Below are 14,741 nucleotides of genomic sequence, written 5' to 3' on the forward strand. Positions count from 1 at the left end.
AGATACGTGACTGTCTCTTGTGGCCACCGTAGGTCCGAGCGATAAGATACGCAAGTGGATCTTGACGAGCAGCCCGTCGCCCGACGCCGACGCGGCGCCGAGCTGGAGGAGGCCCTCCTGCAAGCGACGTGGGACGAGCTCACCGAGGTCGGGTACGGCGCGTTGACCTTCGACGCCGTCGCGCAGCGGGCCGGCACCAGCCGGACGGTCGTCTACCGGCGCTGGCCGAGCAAGAGGGAGCTCACCGAGGCAGCCATCACCTTCGTCGGGCGCCGCGACAAGGCGGAGGTCCCCAGCACGGGCAGCCTGCGCGACGACATGCTCGCCGTGATGCGCCACACCAACGACAAGCGGATCGGGCTGATGGCCCTGATCACGGCGTTCCTCGGCGGCTACTTCCAGGAGACCGGCACGTCGCCGTACGACCTGCGCCGCCTGGTCCTCGACGATGGGCCGACGGTGCTCGACGTGATCATCGACCAGGCGGTCGAGCGGGGCGAGGTGGAGCGCGAGGGGCTGACGCCGCGGGTGGTCAACGTGGCGTTCGACCTGTTCCGCCACGAGGCGCTGATGCGGCTGGGGCGGGTGCCGGACGACGTCATGGTCTCGATCGTCGACGAGGTCTTCCTGCCCCTCGCGACACGCCGCTAGCGACCGGGGCGTCGTACGCCACGCGTGGGTGGCTCGGCGGCGGGGTCCTCCGGCCAGGCGTGCTTGGGATAGCGGCCGCGCAGCTCGGAGCGGACCTGCGGGTAGCCGGTGGCCCAGAAGGACGCCAGGTCTGCGGTGACGGCGGCCGGCCGACGCGCGGGGGAGAGCAGGTGCAGGAGCAGGGGCACCCTGCCGTCGGCCAGCGCCGGCGCCGCGGTCCAGCCGAAGACCTCCTGGATGCGTACGGCGAGCACGGGCTGGTCGCCGTCGTAGTCGACCCGCACGCTGGACCCGCTCGGCACCCGCACACGTTCGGGCGCGAGCTCGTCGAGGCGACCGGCCTCCGGCCAGGGGAGCAGCCTGCGCAGGGCCGTGAGCACGTCGATCCGACGCAGGTCGCGGGTGCCGCGGATGCGCGCGAGCTCGGGGCCGAGCCAGGTCTCGATGCCGGCAGCCAGGGCCTTGTCGGACACCTCGGGCCAGGGATCGCCCAGAGCCCGGTGCAGGAAGGCCATCCGCGTTCGCAGGGCAGTGGCGGGCTCGGACCACGGCAGCAGCGAGAGCCCGTCCTGACGCAGGCCTTCGCGGACGGCGGCGGCGACCAGGTGCGGCGGCGGGTCGGTGACCGTGACCGAGCTGAGCTCGATCGCTCCGAGCGCGACGACCCGGCGGGCGACCACCCGACCGTCGGACCACGCCACCTCTTCGGACTCGTGCCAGAGCGCGGTGGCTGCCTCGAGAGCGAGGTCCTCGCCGAGGGGTGCGGCTGACCGGACCGTGGCGTCGCGGACACCCGGTCGGCGGTCCGCGTCGGCGATCGCCAGCCAGGGCAGGCCGGCGAGCGAGGATCCCGCGGCCACCACGGCACCGGTGCCCGAGGTCATCAGGTACGCCGTACCGCCCGGTCGCAGGCGGGCGATGCGGTCGGGATGAGCCAGCGCGACGACCAGCCCGACGGCGACGTCGTCGCCGATCCGCTCGGCGGTGCCGATCTCCTGTGACGGGAGCGAGCCCTGCAGCTGCTTGACCGACGCAGCCCAGGCGCCGGCACCAGGGCCCCCGCGCCGGACCCCCCGCAACGCCGCCACCAGGTCGCCGCCGGGAGCGCGCACGTCCTCGGACAGCAGGGCCACGATCTCGGCGGCGCGGTGGGCGCCGACGACCGCAGCCCCGTCAAGGAGTGCGCGGGCGAGCCGCGGGTCGGCGGCGATCCGGGCGATCTCCCGACCGCGGTCCGTGACCAAGCCGTCCCCTGTCACGGCACCGAGGCCGGCGAGCGTAGACCGGGCGGCGGCCATCGCCACGGCGGGAGGCTGGTCCATCAGGGCGAGCCCGGCCGGGTCGGGGTGTCCCCAGGCGGCGATCTCCAAAGCGAACGACGTGAGGTCCGCCGTCGCGATCTCTGGCTCCGGGTGGGCCGGCAGATGGGCGTGCTCGGCCTGGGACCAGCAGCGGTAGACGTTGCCCGGTCCCTCACGGCCGGCCCGGCCGGCGCGCTGCTCGGCGGCGGCGCGGCTGACGCCGATCGTGACGAGTCCGGCCAGCCCACGGCGGTGGTCGGTGCGCGGCTGGCGCGAGAGCCCCGCGTCCACGACCGCGCGCACGCCGGGCACCGTCAGCGACGACTCCGCGACGGCGGTCGAGACGACCACCCGGCGTCGGTCGCCGGGAGTCAGCGCGAGGTCCTGCTCCCGCGGTGGCAGCCGGCCGTGGAGCGGGCGTACGTCGGCGTCGACTCCCGCCAGCCGGGACACGACCGCCGACACCTCGCCCACGCCGGGCAGGAAGACCAGCACGTCGCCGGCCTGCTCGGCGAGGGCTCGGCGTACGCACGCGGCGACATGGTCCAGGAAGCGCGGCGTCAGACCCCGGTCGTCGCTGCGTCGTACGCCGGCGGGCAGGGGGCACCACACCTCGGTCACCGGGTGCAGCGCGCCGGGCACCGCGACGACGGACGCCGGGCCTCCCAGGAGGGCAGCGGTGCGCTCGGCCTCGACGGTGGCGGACATGGCGACCAGCAACAGGTCGGGCCGGAGGTTGGCCCGCACGTCCACCAGCATCGCGAGCGTCAGGTCGGCGTCGAGCTGGCGCTCGTGCACCTCGTCGAGGATCACGGCGGCGATGCCGGGCAGCTCCGGGTCGCGCTGGAGGCGGCGGAGCAGGACGCCGGTCGTCACGATCTCTATCCGGGTGCGGGCACCGACCTTGCGGTCGCCTCGCACCGAGTAGCCGACGGTCTCACCGACCGGCTCGCCCAACAGCTGGGCCAACCGTCTGGCCGCGGCTCGGGCAGCGATCCGGCGCGGCTGTGTGACGACCACGCGCCCGTTCACGAGGGCGGCCACCGCCGGCGGGACGAGGGTGGTCTTGCCGGTGCCGGGCGGTGCCTGCACGACGACCGTGCCCGTGGCGTCGAGGGCCGCGGTGATCTCCGCCAGCCCGGTGCGCACCGGCAGGTCGGGCGGCTCCGCGAGGAGGCGCTGGATCCGGTCGGCGGGCACGGGGACAGTCTGGCGGTCAGTAAGGTCGGGGTCGTGCCCGACCTGCCTGTCCTCGACCTGGAGGAGCAGCGCGTCCTCGGCAGCCTGCTGGAGAAGCAGGTGACCGTGCCGGCGTCGTACCCGCTGTCTCTCAACGCCCTCCGCACCGCGTGCAACCAGACCAGCAGCCGTGATCCCGTCACCGAGTACGACGAGCACACCGTCGAGCAGGCGGCCCGTCGGCTCAAGGAGGCCGGGCTGGTGCGGATCGTCTGGTCCGACACCGGCCGGCGGACGCTGAAGTACCACCAGACGGTCGACGAGCGGCTGGAGCTCGCCGACGACGAGCGGGCGTTGCTGACGGTGCTGCTGCTGCGCGGCCCGCAGGCGCCAGGTGAGCTGAAGACCCGCACCGAGCGGCTGCACGCCTTCTCCGACCGCGGGGCGGCTGAGGAGACGCTGCGCCGGATGGCCGAGCGCGGGCTGGTGTCCGAGCTGCCGCGACGCAGCGGCGACCGCGACAGCCGGTGGATGCACCTGCTCGGCGACCCGCCCGAGTCAGCACCGGTCGCGGCCGTCCCTGCTGTCGACCGCGAGAGCGTGCTCGCCGAGGGCAGCGCTGCCCGGGACGCCCGGGTGCGCGCGTCGTACGACGCGGTGGCGGAGGTGTACGCCGAAGAGCTCGTCAACGAGGTGAGCGACCTGCCGTTCGAGCGCTGGCTGCTCGACCGGGTGGTCGCCCACGCCGACGAGGGACCGGTGGTGGAGGTCGGCTGCGGCCCGGGTCACGTGACGGCCTACCTCGCCGACGGGGGCGCCGACGCGACCGGCATCGATCTGTCGCCCGCGATGATCGCGGAGGCACGGCGCCGCTTCCCCGACGGCACCTACGAGGTCGGTGACCTGCGCCAGCTGATGCGCCCGACCTCCGCGCCGGGCTGGTCGGCGGTGCTGGGTTGGTACTCACTGATCCACCTCGCCGCCTCCGAGCTGCCCGACGCCATCGCCGCGCTCGCGCGACCGCTCGCGGCCGACGGCTGGTTGGTGCTCGGGATGCACGCGGGGTCCGCCGTACGCCACAACGCTGAGTGGTTCGACGTGCCGATTGACCTGGACTTCGTCTTCAACGAGCCCGAGGACGTGGCTGCCCTGGTCGCGGCGGCCGGCCTGGTCGACATCGAGTGGTACCACCGCGGCCCACTCACCCGCCGTGGCGAGACCACCAACCGCCTCTACGTCGTCGCGAGGAAGCAGGGCTGACTCGATGACCGCCGGCCGCCTCGTCCTTTGCATCCGTCTGCGGTTCGCGCCCGGTGCGCCAGGCACTTCGGAGCTGAGCGTCAGCGCGCGTCGAGGTACTCCGCGTAGTCCGGGAGGTAGGGGAGCAGCACCGGCTCGCGCGCGTCCGGCGCGGTGACGCCGAGACCGGCCTGCGTCAGGTTGTGGCGTACGGCGTCGACGGGGTGCGCCGCCAGGTCGTCGAGCAGCTCGACCTCGTCGGCGAGCAGCAGGGGACCGATCTCGGCGGACGCGCGTACGCCGGCCGGTCCGGCGTCGGACGCCACCACATCGAGCAGGGCGTCCAGCAGCTCACGCCGTACGCCGTCGGGAAGCTCGGTCGGCGACAGGTGCCCGACGCCGACGGTGGCGGCGAGCCGCAGGTAGCCCTCCGATCGCAGGCCACGCAGCACCGCGGCGACACGGTGCGAGGACGGGATGACGGACGGGTGCATGAGCACGTTGGCGACACCCTGCGGGTCTGCCCACGCCTCGACGACGCCGCCGATCCGGGCGGTGTCGGCGTCCGCCGGCAGCGCATCGACGGCAGTCATCAGACCATCGAGATCGGTGGTCGAGAGCAGTGCGTCGATCGGGTCGGCGCTCACTTCTCGCCGACCGGCTTCTTGTCCGGGAAGGCTTCCTTCATCGCCTGCCGCACCGACTCCGGCGGGACCGCCTGGTAGTTGGCATCCTCGACCTCCCACTCGCCGTTCCACTTATCGAGCTTCCAGCCCTTGGCCTTCAGGACCTTCTTCATGGCGTCCTTGCCGACCAGGTCCTTCCAAGCGGTCAGCATCGCCTGCGTCTTCTGGTAGTTGTGGCTCTTCTTCTGCTGGAGCTGGCCGTTCTCGTCGACGCCGTCGACGAGCTGCTGCGCGGTGACGCCCTTCGGCACCCCCCAGCCCAGCACGGGGAAGGTGAGCGGCACGTCCTTGCCCAGGTGGTGCAGGAACTGCTGGAGCTGCACGACGGTCGGTGAGTAGTGGCCGCTCTTGTTGGAGACCCAGTCGATCTTGCCGTCGGTCACCTGCATCTCGCCGGCCATCGAGACGGTCGCGCCGCCGAGCAGGCTCGAGTGGTGGAACTTGCCGATCTTGTGCGACGCCATGTGGATGTCGTTGCCCATGCCGACGACGAAGATCTCGGCGCCGAGGCCCGAGTGGAAGGTCGAGCTCTGCAAGGTGTCGACCGGGGTCTTCTTGTCGTCGTTGCGGAAGAGTCTGTTGCCGCCGACGAGCACGAGGCTCCGTTCCTGGGCCGCCTCGTCGTCGTACTTCACCAGTCGGCCGCTGATGTCGCCGAGCTCACCCTCCTCGGTCACCGGCAGCTCCTGGCGCCGGGCCGTCTCGAGCTTGATCGCGTGCATCTTCCTGGCCATCTCGAGAGCCTCGGCGACGGTCGTGAGGGCACGGATCGGATGGTTGTTGGGGGCGTAGTCCAGGGCGTCGGCGAGCTCCTCCGGGTCGCTCTGATCGACGAGCTCGAGCTCGTCGATCAGCTCCCACCACAGCTTGATGTCGCGGGCGAGACCGCCGGCGGCCTTGGCGAGGTCCGCGCGCTGGACGTTGCGCTCGTGCTCGTAGTCCTTGCTCAGCTGGGCGACCAGCCACGCGCGGTGCGCGCGTACGGCGGGGGTCTCCTTCGACGCCGTCGTCCTGGTGGGCGGCGGCGCGACCTCCTCCTGCTCCTGCTCCTGCTCGGGAGCCTCGTCGACGTTCTGGTAGAGAAGCTCGTCGTCCTCGGAGCGGTAGTCGCTGTCATCGTCGGCCTCGAGCATGGCGTCGAGGTCCTCCTGGGTGCCGTACTTGATGTTGTTGTACGGACCGCCGTCCTTCTCGTCCTCCACCATCTGGCGCAGCTGCTCGGTCGAGGAGTAGGCCACGTTGTTGTAGGGCCCGGAGTCCTTGTCGTCCTCGGGGTCGAACTCCGTCACCTTGTAGGGCGCGTTGCCGACCTCGTTGTTGTAGGGCCCGGAGTCCTTGTCGTCCTCGAAGAGACTCGCGCCGGGTGAGGTGTAGCTGTAGTTGGCGGTGTACGGCGCCTTCTCGTCCTCGGCGCGGACCTCTGGCGCCGAGCTGCCGCGGCCACGCCCGATCAGCGCCGGGCCGGGTGCCGGCGACCCGCTCTTCGTGCCCGGGGACCACTTCTGCAACGTGGTGAGCGGCGGGGGCTGGGGTGTCCGGTTCGCGCCGATCGTGATGGACGACCGGGGGCGCTGGGGCGCACCGGACGTCGTCCGGTGGCGGCCGATGACCGGCAGCGGCACCGGATTGGTCGGTGCCGGGCTCGACGAGTCCTTCCTCTCGGACTTCGACGTCGACTTCTTCTTCGACGTCAGCTTCTTCAGGAGGTTCTTGGCCATCGGACTCCTCGAACGACAACGATCGCGCTCAGGATTCCACAGCGGAAACGTCCAGACCATCTGGTCGACGAACGTGGATGAGGTGGTCTGAACCGCCCGGACCGGTAACTCAGGCGGTCGTCAGCACCACGTCGCCGAGCACGGGAGCACCGTCCCGCTCGCCCCCGGAGACCGTCGCCGAGCCGATGATTCGACCGTCCTCGCGCCAGCCGCGCACCCGCATCGTCTCGCCCGGGAAGATCACGCCGGCGAACTTCACGCCGAACCCGGTCACCTGCGTCGCGTCGCCGTCGAGCAGCTCCTCGGTGAGGGTCCGCAGCACGATGCCGTAGGAGCAGAGCCCGTGCAGGATCGGTGCCGGGAACCCGGCAGCCTTAGCGAAGTCGGGGTCGGCGTGCAGCGGGTTGCGGTCGCCGCAGAGCCGGTAGAGCATCGCCTGCTGCGGCGTCACGTCGTACGTCGTGTCGGCGTCTGGTTCATGGTCGGGGATCTCGACCGGTGTGGACGAGCCGCGGTCACCGCCCCAGCCGCCCTCGCCCTTGACGAAGATCGACGACCGGGTGGTCCACAGCCGCTCGCCGGACGGCGAGGTGGCGGTGCCCTCCTGCCAGATCACCGCGGCCTTGCCCTTGTCCCAGATCTCGCTGATGCGGGTCGTCACGGTGGCTGTGCCGGAGGTCGGCACCGGTCCGGCCAGCTCGATCGACTGCGAGCCGTGCACGACCTGGGCGAGGTTGATGTCGCAGCCCGGCAGGTCGAGCGGCGGCGGGTCGGTCATGTGGAACGTCGGTGCCACGACCCCGAACGACGGCAGCACCTGCAGGCCCGGACCGTCGAAGGTGAAGCGCAGCGCTGTGGGGGAGAGGTTGTCGCCTGGCTTGGAACCGGCACCGATGCCGAGGTGATAGAGCAGCACATCGCTCTCGGACCATGAGAAGTCGAGCGAGCTGAGCTCGGCGCCGATCGCGACGTCGGGATCGATGGGCATGCGATGTCTCCTTCGGGTGCGGGGTTTCGAGACGGCGCTGGCGCGTCTTCGCCCTCAACCACCGTTGACGATGTCCTCGGCGGCGAGGTAGCCGAACACCAGGGCGGGGCCGATCGTGCCGCCGGGTCCGGGGTAGGTGTGGCCCATGACGGCCGACGACACGTTGCCCGCGGCGTACAGGCCGGGGATCACGGACCCGTCAGGGCGCAGCACGCGGGCCTGCTCGTCGGTGACCAGCCCACCCTTGGTGCCGAGGTCGCCGGGGACGATCTTCACGGCGTAGAACGGGCCTTCGTCGATGCTGTGCAGCGAGGGGTTCGGCTTCACCGTGGGGTCCGAGTAGTACTTGTCGTACGCGCTCTCGCCACGGTGGAAGTCCTCGTCGGTGCCGGACTTCGCGAAGCCGTTGAACCTCTCGACGGTGGCGGCGAGCGACTCGGCCGGCACCTCGATCTCGGTGGCCAGTGCCTCGATGGTGTCCGCCTTCCTGACCACGCCGCTCTTGTACCAACGCCCGGGGAAGGGCTGACGCGGCATCAGGCCGGCGAAGACGTAGCGGTTGCGGTAGCGCTGGTCGATGACCATCCAGGCCGGCACATGCCCCACGCCGGTGGCTTCGCCCTTGTAGATCTCGTGGACGGCCTCGACGTACGGGAGCGCCTCGTTCATGAAGCGCTCGCCCGCGCTGTTGACGATGATCGAGCCGGGCAGGTTGCGCTCGGCCAGGCAGAACCACGGACGACCCGGCAGCGGGATCGTCGGACCCCACCAGGCGTCGTCCATCAGGTCGGCCTCGGCGCCGGCGGCGACACCGGCGAGCAGCCCTCCGCCGGTGTTGAACTGCGAGCCCGTCGTCCAGTCCGCGGAGGTGGGCTGAGGAAGGTACTTCTCACGCAGCTCGGCGTTGCGCTCGAAACCACCACTGCCGAGGATCACGCCACGGCGGGCGCGGACGACGGACTCGGCTCCGTCGCGCACGACGCGTACGCCGACGACCCGGCCGTCCTCGATGACCAGGTCCTGCAGCTCGGTCTCGTAGTGGACCGGCACGCCGGAGTCCTGCAGGCCCTTGCGCAGGCCGATCGCGATCGCGTTGCCCATGGCGTACATCCGGCGACGGAGCAGCAGGCTGACCAGTCGCTTGAGCGTGACCTTCACCATCGTGATCGGCCCGCGAATCGTCCGGAGCCCCAGGCTGATCTTCCGGAAGTCCGCCTGGGTGACGATCATGTTGGCCGGAGCCTTGGTGTACGGCGGGTGCAGGTGGTCCAGCTCGTCGCCGAGGAAGCGCGCGTCCATCGGGATCGGCTCCACAGTCCGACCCTTCGGCCGCCCGCCCGGCTGCTCGGGGTGGTAGTCGGCGTAGTCCGGCACCCACGTGAAGCGCACCGGCGTCTTGGCCTTGATGAACTCCATCACCTCGGCACCGCGGTCGACGTAGGTGTCGCGGCGGACCTTCGGCACCACGTCGCCGACGATCGAGTCGAGGTAGAGCTTGGAGTTCTCGAGCGGGTCGTCCTGGCCGGCGGCCTTGAGGGCGTAGTTGCCGGGGATCCAGACGCCGCCTCCACTGCGTGCGGTCGAGCCGCCGAAGTAGGCGCTCTTCTCCAGCAGCACGGTCTCGAGGCCGTGGTCTCCGGCCGCAAGGGCAGCGGACATCCCAGCAGCGCCCGCGCCGATCACAACCACGTCTACCTCGGCGGGAAGGGGGGTCTCCATGGCCAGAAACTGTAACAGGTTCTACTATGCTCTCGTGACCTCCCAGGACTCGATCGCGGCCGCCGTGGCGCGCCTTTCACAGGCGCTGGCGACCCGGGTGCCGTGCGCGCCCGTGCGTGACCTGATCGGCACCGACGACCTCGAGGCGGCGTACGCCGTGCAGCAGGGGCTGGTCCAGGCGCGCCTCGCAGCTGGCGCCACCGTCGTCGGTCGCAAGATCGGCGCGACGTCCGAGGCCGTCCAGCGCCAGCTCGGCGTCGATCAGCCGGACTTCGGCTACCTGCTCGACGAGATGGACGTCAGTGCCGGCGCTCTCGACGGTGCCGACCCGATCTCGATGCGCACCCTGGTGCAGCCGCGGGTCGAGGGCGAGGTCGCCTTCGTGCTCGCGAAGGACATCGACCCGGCCGACGAGGCAGACATCACGATCAAGCTGGTCCGCGACGCCGTCGAGATCGCGCTGCCCGCGCTGGAGATCGTCGACTCCCGGATTGCCGACTGGGCGATCGGCTTCACGGACACCGTCGCCGACAACGCCTCCAGCGGTCTCTTCGTCGTCGGCCGCGACGGCCGGAGCCTCGACGAGCTGGAGCCGCGCGACGTCACGATGTCACTCACCATCAACGGCGAGGAGCGCTCGTCCGGCAACGGTGCGGCCTGCCTCGGCGACCCCCTGGAGGCGCTGCGCTGGCTCGCCGTCCAGGCCTACCGGTTCGGCGACCCGCTGCGCGCCGGCCACCTGATCCTGTCCGGGGCCCTCGGCCCGTTCGTGCCGTTCGCCCCGGGGGACCGGGTCGAGGCCACCATCAGCGGGTTCGCACCGCTACGCGTCCAGTTCGTCGAGTGACCTGCCGAGGAGTGAGCATGACCAAGAAGCTGACCGCCGCGATCGTCGGGCCGGGCAACATCGGCACCGACCTGATGTACAAGCTTCTCCGGTCGGACGTGATCGAGCCGCGCTGGATGATCGGCGTCGACCCGTCGTCCGAGGGCCTCAAGCTGGCCGCGGACAAGGGCCTCGAGTCGACCCACGAGGGAGTCGACTGGCTGCTCAAGCAGGACGAGCTGCCCGACCTGATCTTCGAGGCGACCTCGGCGTACGTGCACCGGGAGTACGCGCCGCGCTACGAGGAGGCCGGCATCCGCGCGATCGACCTGACGCCGGCCGCGGTCGGCCCCGCGGTCATCCCGCCGGTCAACGGCGAGGAGCACGTCGCCGCGATGAACGTCAACATGATCACCTGCGGTGGCCAGGCGACGATCCCGATGGTGGCTGCGGTCTCCCGCGCGGCCGCGGTGTCGTACGCCGAGATCGTCGCGTCGGTCTCGTCCATGTCGGCCGGGCCTGGCACTCGTGCCAACATCGACGAGTTCACCCGCACCACGTCGTCCGGGGTGGAGACGATCGGCGGAGCCGCGCGAGGCAAGGCGATCATCATCCTCAACCCGGCCGAGCCGCCGATGATCATGCGCGACACCATCTACTGCGCCGTCGCTCCGGACGCCGACCGCGACGCGATCATTGCCAGCATCTTCGCGATGGAGAAGGCAGTGCAGGAGTACGTGCCGGGCTACCGGCTGCTCCAGGAGCCGCAGATCGACGAGCCGTCGGCCGCGACCCAGGGCCAGACCAAGGTCTCTGTCTTCGTCGAGGTCGAGGGCGCGGGCGACTTCCTGCCGCCGTACGCCGGCAACCTCGACATCATGACCGCCGCCGCGACGCAGGTCGGTCAGAACATCGCCCGTTCGATCCTCGCCGCCGGTGGTTGAGGAGGCGCGCTAGCGCCGTCTCGAAACCCCGGAACCCGAAAGGCAACCTGATGAGCGACATCAACACCCTGACCCGCACCTGGTCCGACGACCTCGACCTGCGCCTCACCGACACCTGCCTGCGCGACGGCTCGCACCACAAGCGGCACCAGTTCACCGCACAGGAGGTGCACGACATCGTCGAGGCGCTGGACAACTCCGGCGTCCCGGTGATCGAGGTGACCCACGGTGACGGCCTGGGCGGCTCGTCGTTCAACTACGGCTTCTCGAAGACGCCTGAGCAGGAGCTGATCAGGATCGCGGCCGAGACCGCGAAGCGCGCCAAGATCGCGTTCCTGATGCTCCCGGGCGTCGGCACCAAGGACGACATCCGTGCGGCGCAGGACAACGGCGGCCAGATCTGCCGGATAGCCACGCACTGCACCGAGGCCGACACCTCGATCCAGCACTTCGGCCTGGCTCGTGAGCTCGGCCTGGAGACCGTCGGCTTCCTGATGATGAGCCACACCCAGCCGCCCGAGGTGCTCGCCAAGCAGGCGCGGATCATGGTCGACGCCGGCAACCAGTGCGTGTACGTCGTGGACTCTGCCGGCGCGCTCGTCATGGAGCAGACCGCCGACCGGGTCGCCGCGGTCGTCGGAGAGATCGGCCACGAGGCCACGGTCGGCTTCCACGGCCACGAGAACCTCGGCCTCGGCGTCTCCAACACCGTCATAGCCGCCCGCGCCGGCGCGACCCAGATCGACGGCTCGGTCCGCCGTTTTGGCGCCGGCGCCGGCAACACGCCCCTCGAGGCGTTCGTCGGCGTCTGCGACAAGCTCGGCTGGAAGACCGGCATCGACTTCCTCACCATCGTCGACGCGTCCGAGGATGTCATCAAGCCGGCCATGCCCGAGGAGTGCCAGCTCGACCGGATGACCCTGATGATGGGGTACGCCGGGGTGTACTCGTCGTTCCTCAAGCACGCCGGCAACGCCGCCGACCGCTACGGCGTCTCCGGCGCCAAGATCCTGCTCGAGGCCGGTCGCCGCAAGCTGATCGGCGGCCAGGAGGACCAGCTCATCGACATCGCGCTGATGCTGAAGGCGGAGCAGGACAAAATCCGAGCGGACTCCGGCGCGGCGTAGCCGCGAGGGCGATCGCCCGCTCTTCCATGCGGCAGGCGAAGACCGCGGGGAAGGCGGCGATCTCGACAGAGACGTCGGTGCCGGTGTCCTGCCCGTCGACCGGGTACGGCGAGTAGACGAGGTGTGCACCCAGGTCGGAGTCGGGAACCGACCCCTGTAGCCCGCCGAGGCTCTCGCCCTCGTCGAGGGCCGATGCGGGGCGCGCCCGAGGCTGCCATCATGCGTCCACGGGCCTGTCCCCGCCCGACGCGACCGGCATCGCTCCGCAGCCGGGTGGCTTGGTCGCGCGTGAGGACGAGCTCGCAGCAATCCGTCGCCTGGTCGACCGACCAGGGGGTCACAGGCGTGCTCGTACTGGAGGGTGAGCCCGGTGTCGGGAAGACGAGCCTGTGGGAGCAGGGGCTCGCCTTCGCCCGCGACCGGGGAGCTCCGCTCTGTTCCCGACCCTCAGCTGCACGCCCTGGAGGTGGCGTTCTACCGCGCCGACGCCGGTGAGCCGCCGCTGACGGGCCACCTGGTGTCTCTCGCCCTGCTGTCCGCGGTCCGAGGCGGTCACCGTGTTCCTCTCTCGCCGTCCCGGCAGCTCCTGGCCTCCCGCCTGGGGCTGCGCCTTCCGCACCACCTGCTTGGCCGTGTCTACGACACGACGCTGGGCGACACCGTCACGGACGTGCAGTCGGTGACGTCGACGGTGCGCCAGCGCTTCGCCGACGGCGCCGGGCTCGCCGACCTGTTCCTCACCTTCTACGGCCGACGTTCTCCGCGGCCGGTCGCCTCGACGACGAGGGGACCGGGCTGGTCGTCGACTGGAGTGCCGGATCGTCACCGCGACCCGTCGCTGACGAGGCGGACAGGGGGCATCTCCCCGCCTCCGCCGTACCCCGTGGCATGCTGCGCGCATGCCACAGGTTACGGCGGAGGCGTGGGTCCCGGTCCCACCCGACACGGCGTTCGCCGTCTCGCAGACGACCGGTGAGCTCCGGCTGAGCTGGGACCCGTTCATCCGGTACCAGCACCTGATCGACGCCGACCGGCCCGGCAAGGGTGTTCGCACCCTGACCAAGGCGCGCGTCGGGCCGACGATGATCAGCCGCTACGTCTCCTACCGCCCGCCGACCTCGGTCGGCATGACGATGGAGAAGGGGCCGTGGTTCTTCGCGTCCTTCGGCGGCGGCTGGCGCTTCAGTCCCGAGGACCGGGCCGGGGTGTCCGGGACCCGAGCCGTGTGGAAGTACACCTGGTCCGCCCGCCCCGCCTGGCTTGGCCCGCTCGCCGACCCGATCGGCCGGTGGCTGCTCGGCCGCGAGATCCGAGCCCGGATCGCCGCGTTCGCCCGAGCCTGCGAGAACCCCGACGTCCTCGGCGCGATGTCTACCTAGGCTGTCGCGGTGAGTGACGCTCGGGACCAGGGCGTCGTACGCGTCGATGCCGGCGGGTGTGAGCCCGCCAGATCGACGAGATGGGCACGTCGGTGCGGATGGATCAGCGCGCCGCACCTGCACGGTGATCGCAGTGGGCCGGGAGGGTGCCAAGGTGATCTTCGTGGAACGTCTCAGGGGCGATAGGTTGTCTGCGAATGTGGGTCCTTGCCGAAGACGATCACCTTCGCCGGCGGTACGACGTACACCCACGGGCGGCTGCCATCACCGGCCGTAAAGCCCTCGTCGTCGGCGTCCCATGCCCAGTCATCGCCGTACTTGCGCCGCCACGCCTCGGCGAGCGGCCGAAGCCGCTCGCGTCCTGTGGCCCGCTGCGCGGTCCCCTCGACCACGACGTCTGTGCCGGACTTCCAGCTGTTGCTCCCGGTCGTCACGGCTACGCGCGGGGAGTGTTGAAGGTTGACGTGCTTCTGCTCACCAACACCGGTGCAGAACGCGAAGCACCCGTCGCTCCAGACACCTACGAGCGGTGTCACGTGCGGGCGTCCGTCGGAGCGCACGGTGGTCAACCAGTAGAGCTCGGCCCGGTCGAGCAGTCCCTCCACGGACTCCCACGAGGGAGCCACCGCCGCGGGGTCGCCGAAGCGGTCGTCGATCTGTCCGGTCGTCATGCTGGTATCGACCGCTACTGGGCAGCGGACTCATCGAGCCCCCACGCCTTCTCCGCCGCTGCCTCGCAAGTCGCGGTCGCCCGACCGGTGTCAGCACGCAGAGTCCTTGTCTTGACGATCCACGGACTCGACCGGATCTCGGCATGTCAGTGTGGCCGGTTCGCGGCTACTAGACACTTCCCTGCAGGATCGGTGTCTGGCCAGACTCGGTCCAGGTGTCCGGCGGGAAGCTCTCTATGCGGCTGCCCACCAGTTCAACCGGTGTGGCTCACTATCGGTCTGCAGCCCGCCGGGCACCGCTGACGAGGCGTGG

At 70.7% G+C, this 14,741-nt stretch carries 12 protein-coding genes; 6 read left to right on the forward strand and 6 right to left on the reverse strand.

What is annotated here, in order from left to right:
* The first annotated feature begins 54 nt into the window (after window positions 1-54).
* Entirely contained in the window at window positions 55-651 is a 597-nt protein-coding gene (locus ABEA33_RS26910; RefSeq protein ID WP_345530233.1) for a TetR/AcrR family transcriptional regulator, read from the forward strand.
* Here ABEA33_RS26910 and hrpB read toward each other — a convergent pair.
* Complete coding sequence (hrpB, locus tag ABEA33_RS26915; RefSeq protein ID WP_345530234.1) at window positions 648-3,152, reverse strand: ATP-dependent helicase HrpB; 2,505 nt, start codon at window positions 3,150-3,152, stop codon at window positions 648-650. The two genes, ABEA33_RS26910 and hrpB, sit on opposite strands and share 4 nt — an antisense overlap.
* 33 nt (window positions 3,153-3,185) lie before the next feature.
* Between hrpB and ABEA33_RS26920 the strand changes: the two genes are divergently transcribed.
* Window positions 3,186-4,391: a DUF480 domain-containing protein gene (locus tag ABEA33_RS26920; RefSeq protein WP_345530236.1), complete on the forward strand. Its 1,206-nt coding sequence runs from the start codon at window positions 3,186-3,188 to the stop codon at window positions 4,389-4,391.
* Between the two features lie 80 nt (window positions 4,392-4,471).
* Here the strand turns inward: ABEA33_RS26920 and ABEA33_RS26925 are convergent, their stop codons facing one another.
* The 4 genes from ABEA33_RS26925 to kstD all read right to left on the reverse strand — a co-directional run bounded on the left by ABEA33_RS26925 (window position 4,472) and on the right by kstD (window position 9,481).
* Window positions 4,472-5,017, reverse strand: a complete 546-nt coding sequence (locus ABEA33_RS26925; protein ID WP_345530237.1) for a hypothetical protein — start codon at window positions 5,015-5,017, stop codon at window positions 4,472-4,474.
* Window positions 5,014-6,774 (reverse strand): hypothetical protein, encoded by a 1,761-nt coding sequence (locus ABEA33_RS26930; RefSeq protein WP_345530238.1) that lies wholly within the window; start codon window positions 6,772-6,774, stop codon window positions 5,014-5,016. The genes ABEA33_RS26925 and ABEA33_RS26930 overlap by 4 nt, the downstream gene beginning before the upstream one ends.
* A gap of 109 nt (window positions 6,775-6,883) precedes the next feature.
* The gene (locus ABEA33_RS26935; RefSeq protein ID WP_345530239.1) at window positions 6,884-7,762 is read right to left on the reverse strand and encodes a MaoC/PaaZ C-terminal domain-containing protein; all 879 of its coding nucleotides are present in this window, start codon (window positions 7,760-7,762) and stop codon (window positions 6,884-6,886) included.
* A gap of 54 nt (window positions 7,763-7,816) precedes the next feature.
* Window positions 7,817-9,481, reverse strand: a complete 1,665-nt coding sequence (gene kstD / locus ABEA33_RS26940) for a 3-oxosteroid 1-dehydrogenase (RefSeq protein WP_345530240.1) — start codon at window positions 9,479-9,481, stop codon at window positions 7,817-7,819.
* A gap of 34 nt (window positions 9,482-9,515) precedes the next feature.
* Between kstD and ABEA33_RS26945 the strand changes: the two genes are divergently transcribed.
* The 4 genes from ABEA33_RS26945 to ABEA33_RS26960 all read left to right on the forward strand — a co-directional run bounded on the left by ABEA33_RS26945 (window position 9,516) and on the right by ABEA33_RS26960 (window position 13,757).
* Window positions 9,516-10,328 carry a 2-keto-4-pentenoate hydratase gene (locus tag ABEA33_RS26945; protein WP_345530241.1) on the forward strand — a complete coding sequence of 271 codons (813 nt, stop codon included), beginning with the start codon at window positions 9,516-9,518 and terminating at the stop codon, window positions 10,326-10,328.
* A 17-nt stretch (window positions 10,329-10,345) separates the two neighbouring features.
* Window positions 10,346-11,251 (forward strand): acetaldehyde dehydrogenase (acetylating), encoded by a 906-nt coding sequence (locus tag ABEA33_RS26950; RefSeq protein WP_345530242.1) that lies wholly within the window; start codon window positions 10,346-10,348, stop codon window positions 11,249-11,251.
* Between the two features lie 50 nt (window positions 11,252-11,301).
* Complete coding sequence (dmpG, locus tag ABEA33_RS26955; protein ID WP_345530243.1) at window positions 11,302-12,378, forward strand: 4-hydroxy-2-oxovalerate aldolase; 1,077 nt, start codon at window positions 11,302-11,304, stop codon at window positions 12,376-12,378.
* Between the two features lie 899 nt (window positions 12,379-13,277).
* Window positions 13,278-13,757 carry an SRPBCC family protein gene (locus tag ABEA33_RS26960; protein WP_345530244.1) on the forward strand — a complete coding sequence of 160 codons (480 nt, stop codon included), beginning with the start codon at window positions 13,278-13,280 and terminating at the stop codon, window positions 13,755-13,757.
* A 173-nt stretch (window positions 13,758-13,930) separates the two neighbouring features.
* Here the strand turns inward: ABEA33_RS26960 and ABEA33_RS26965 are convergent, their stop codons facing one another.
* Window positions 13,931-14,428 carry a pyridoxamine 5'-phosphate oxidase family protein gene (locus ABEA33_RS26965; RefSeq protein WP_345530245.1) on the reverse strand — a complete coding sequence of 166 codons (498 nt, stop codon included), beginning with the start codon at window positions 14,426-14,428 and terminating at the stop codon, window positions 13,931-13,933.
* Window positions 14,429-14,741: the final 313 nt, after the last annotated feature.

The organism is Nocardioides endophyticus (assembly GCF_039543845.1).
GTDB classification, from domain to species: domain Bacteria; phylum Actinomycetota; class Actinomycetes; order Propionibacteriales; family Nocardioidaceae; genus Nocardioides; species Nocardioides endophyticus.

Excerpts from the sequence above, each read along its gene's own strand:
- ABEA33_RS26930 (WP_345530238.1), bottom strand. The coding sequence starts at position 6,774 with ATGGCCAAGAACCTCCTGAAGAAGCTGACGTCGAAGAAGAAGTCGACG.
- ABEA33_RS26935 (WP_345530239.1), bottom strand. The coding sequence starts at position 7,762 with ATGCCCATCGATCCCGACGTCGCGATCGGCGCCGAGCTCAGCTCGCTC.
- kstD (WP_345530240.1), bottom strand. The coding sequence starts at position 9,481 with ATGGAGACCCCCCTTCCCGCCGAGGTAGACGTGGTTGTGATCGGCGCG.
- ABEA33_RS26950 (WP_345530242.1), top strand. The coding sequence starts at position 10,346 with ATGACCAAGAAGCTGACCGCCGCGATCGTCGGGCCGGGCAACATCGGC.
- dmpG (WP_345530243.1), top strand. The coding sequence starts at position 11,302 with ATGAGCGACATCAACACCCTGACCCGCACCTGGTCCGACGACCTCGAC.
- ABEA33_RS26960 (WP_345530244.1), top strand. The coding sequence starts at position 13,278 with ATGCCACAGGTTACGGCGGAGGCGTGGGTCCCGGTCCCACCCGACACG.
- ABEA33_RS26965 (WP_345530245.1), bottom strand. The coding sequence starts at position 14,428 with ATGACGACCGGACAGATCGACGACCGCTTCGGCGACCCCGCGGCGGTG.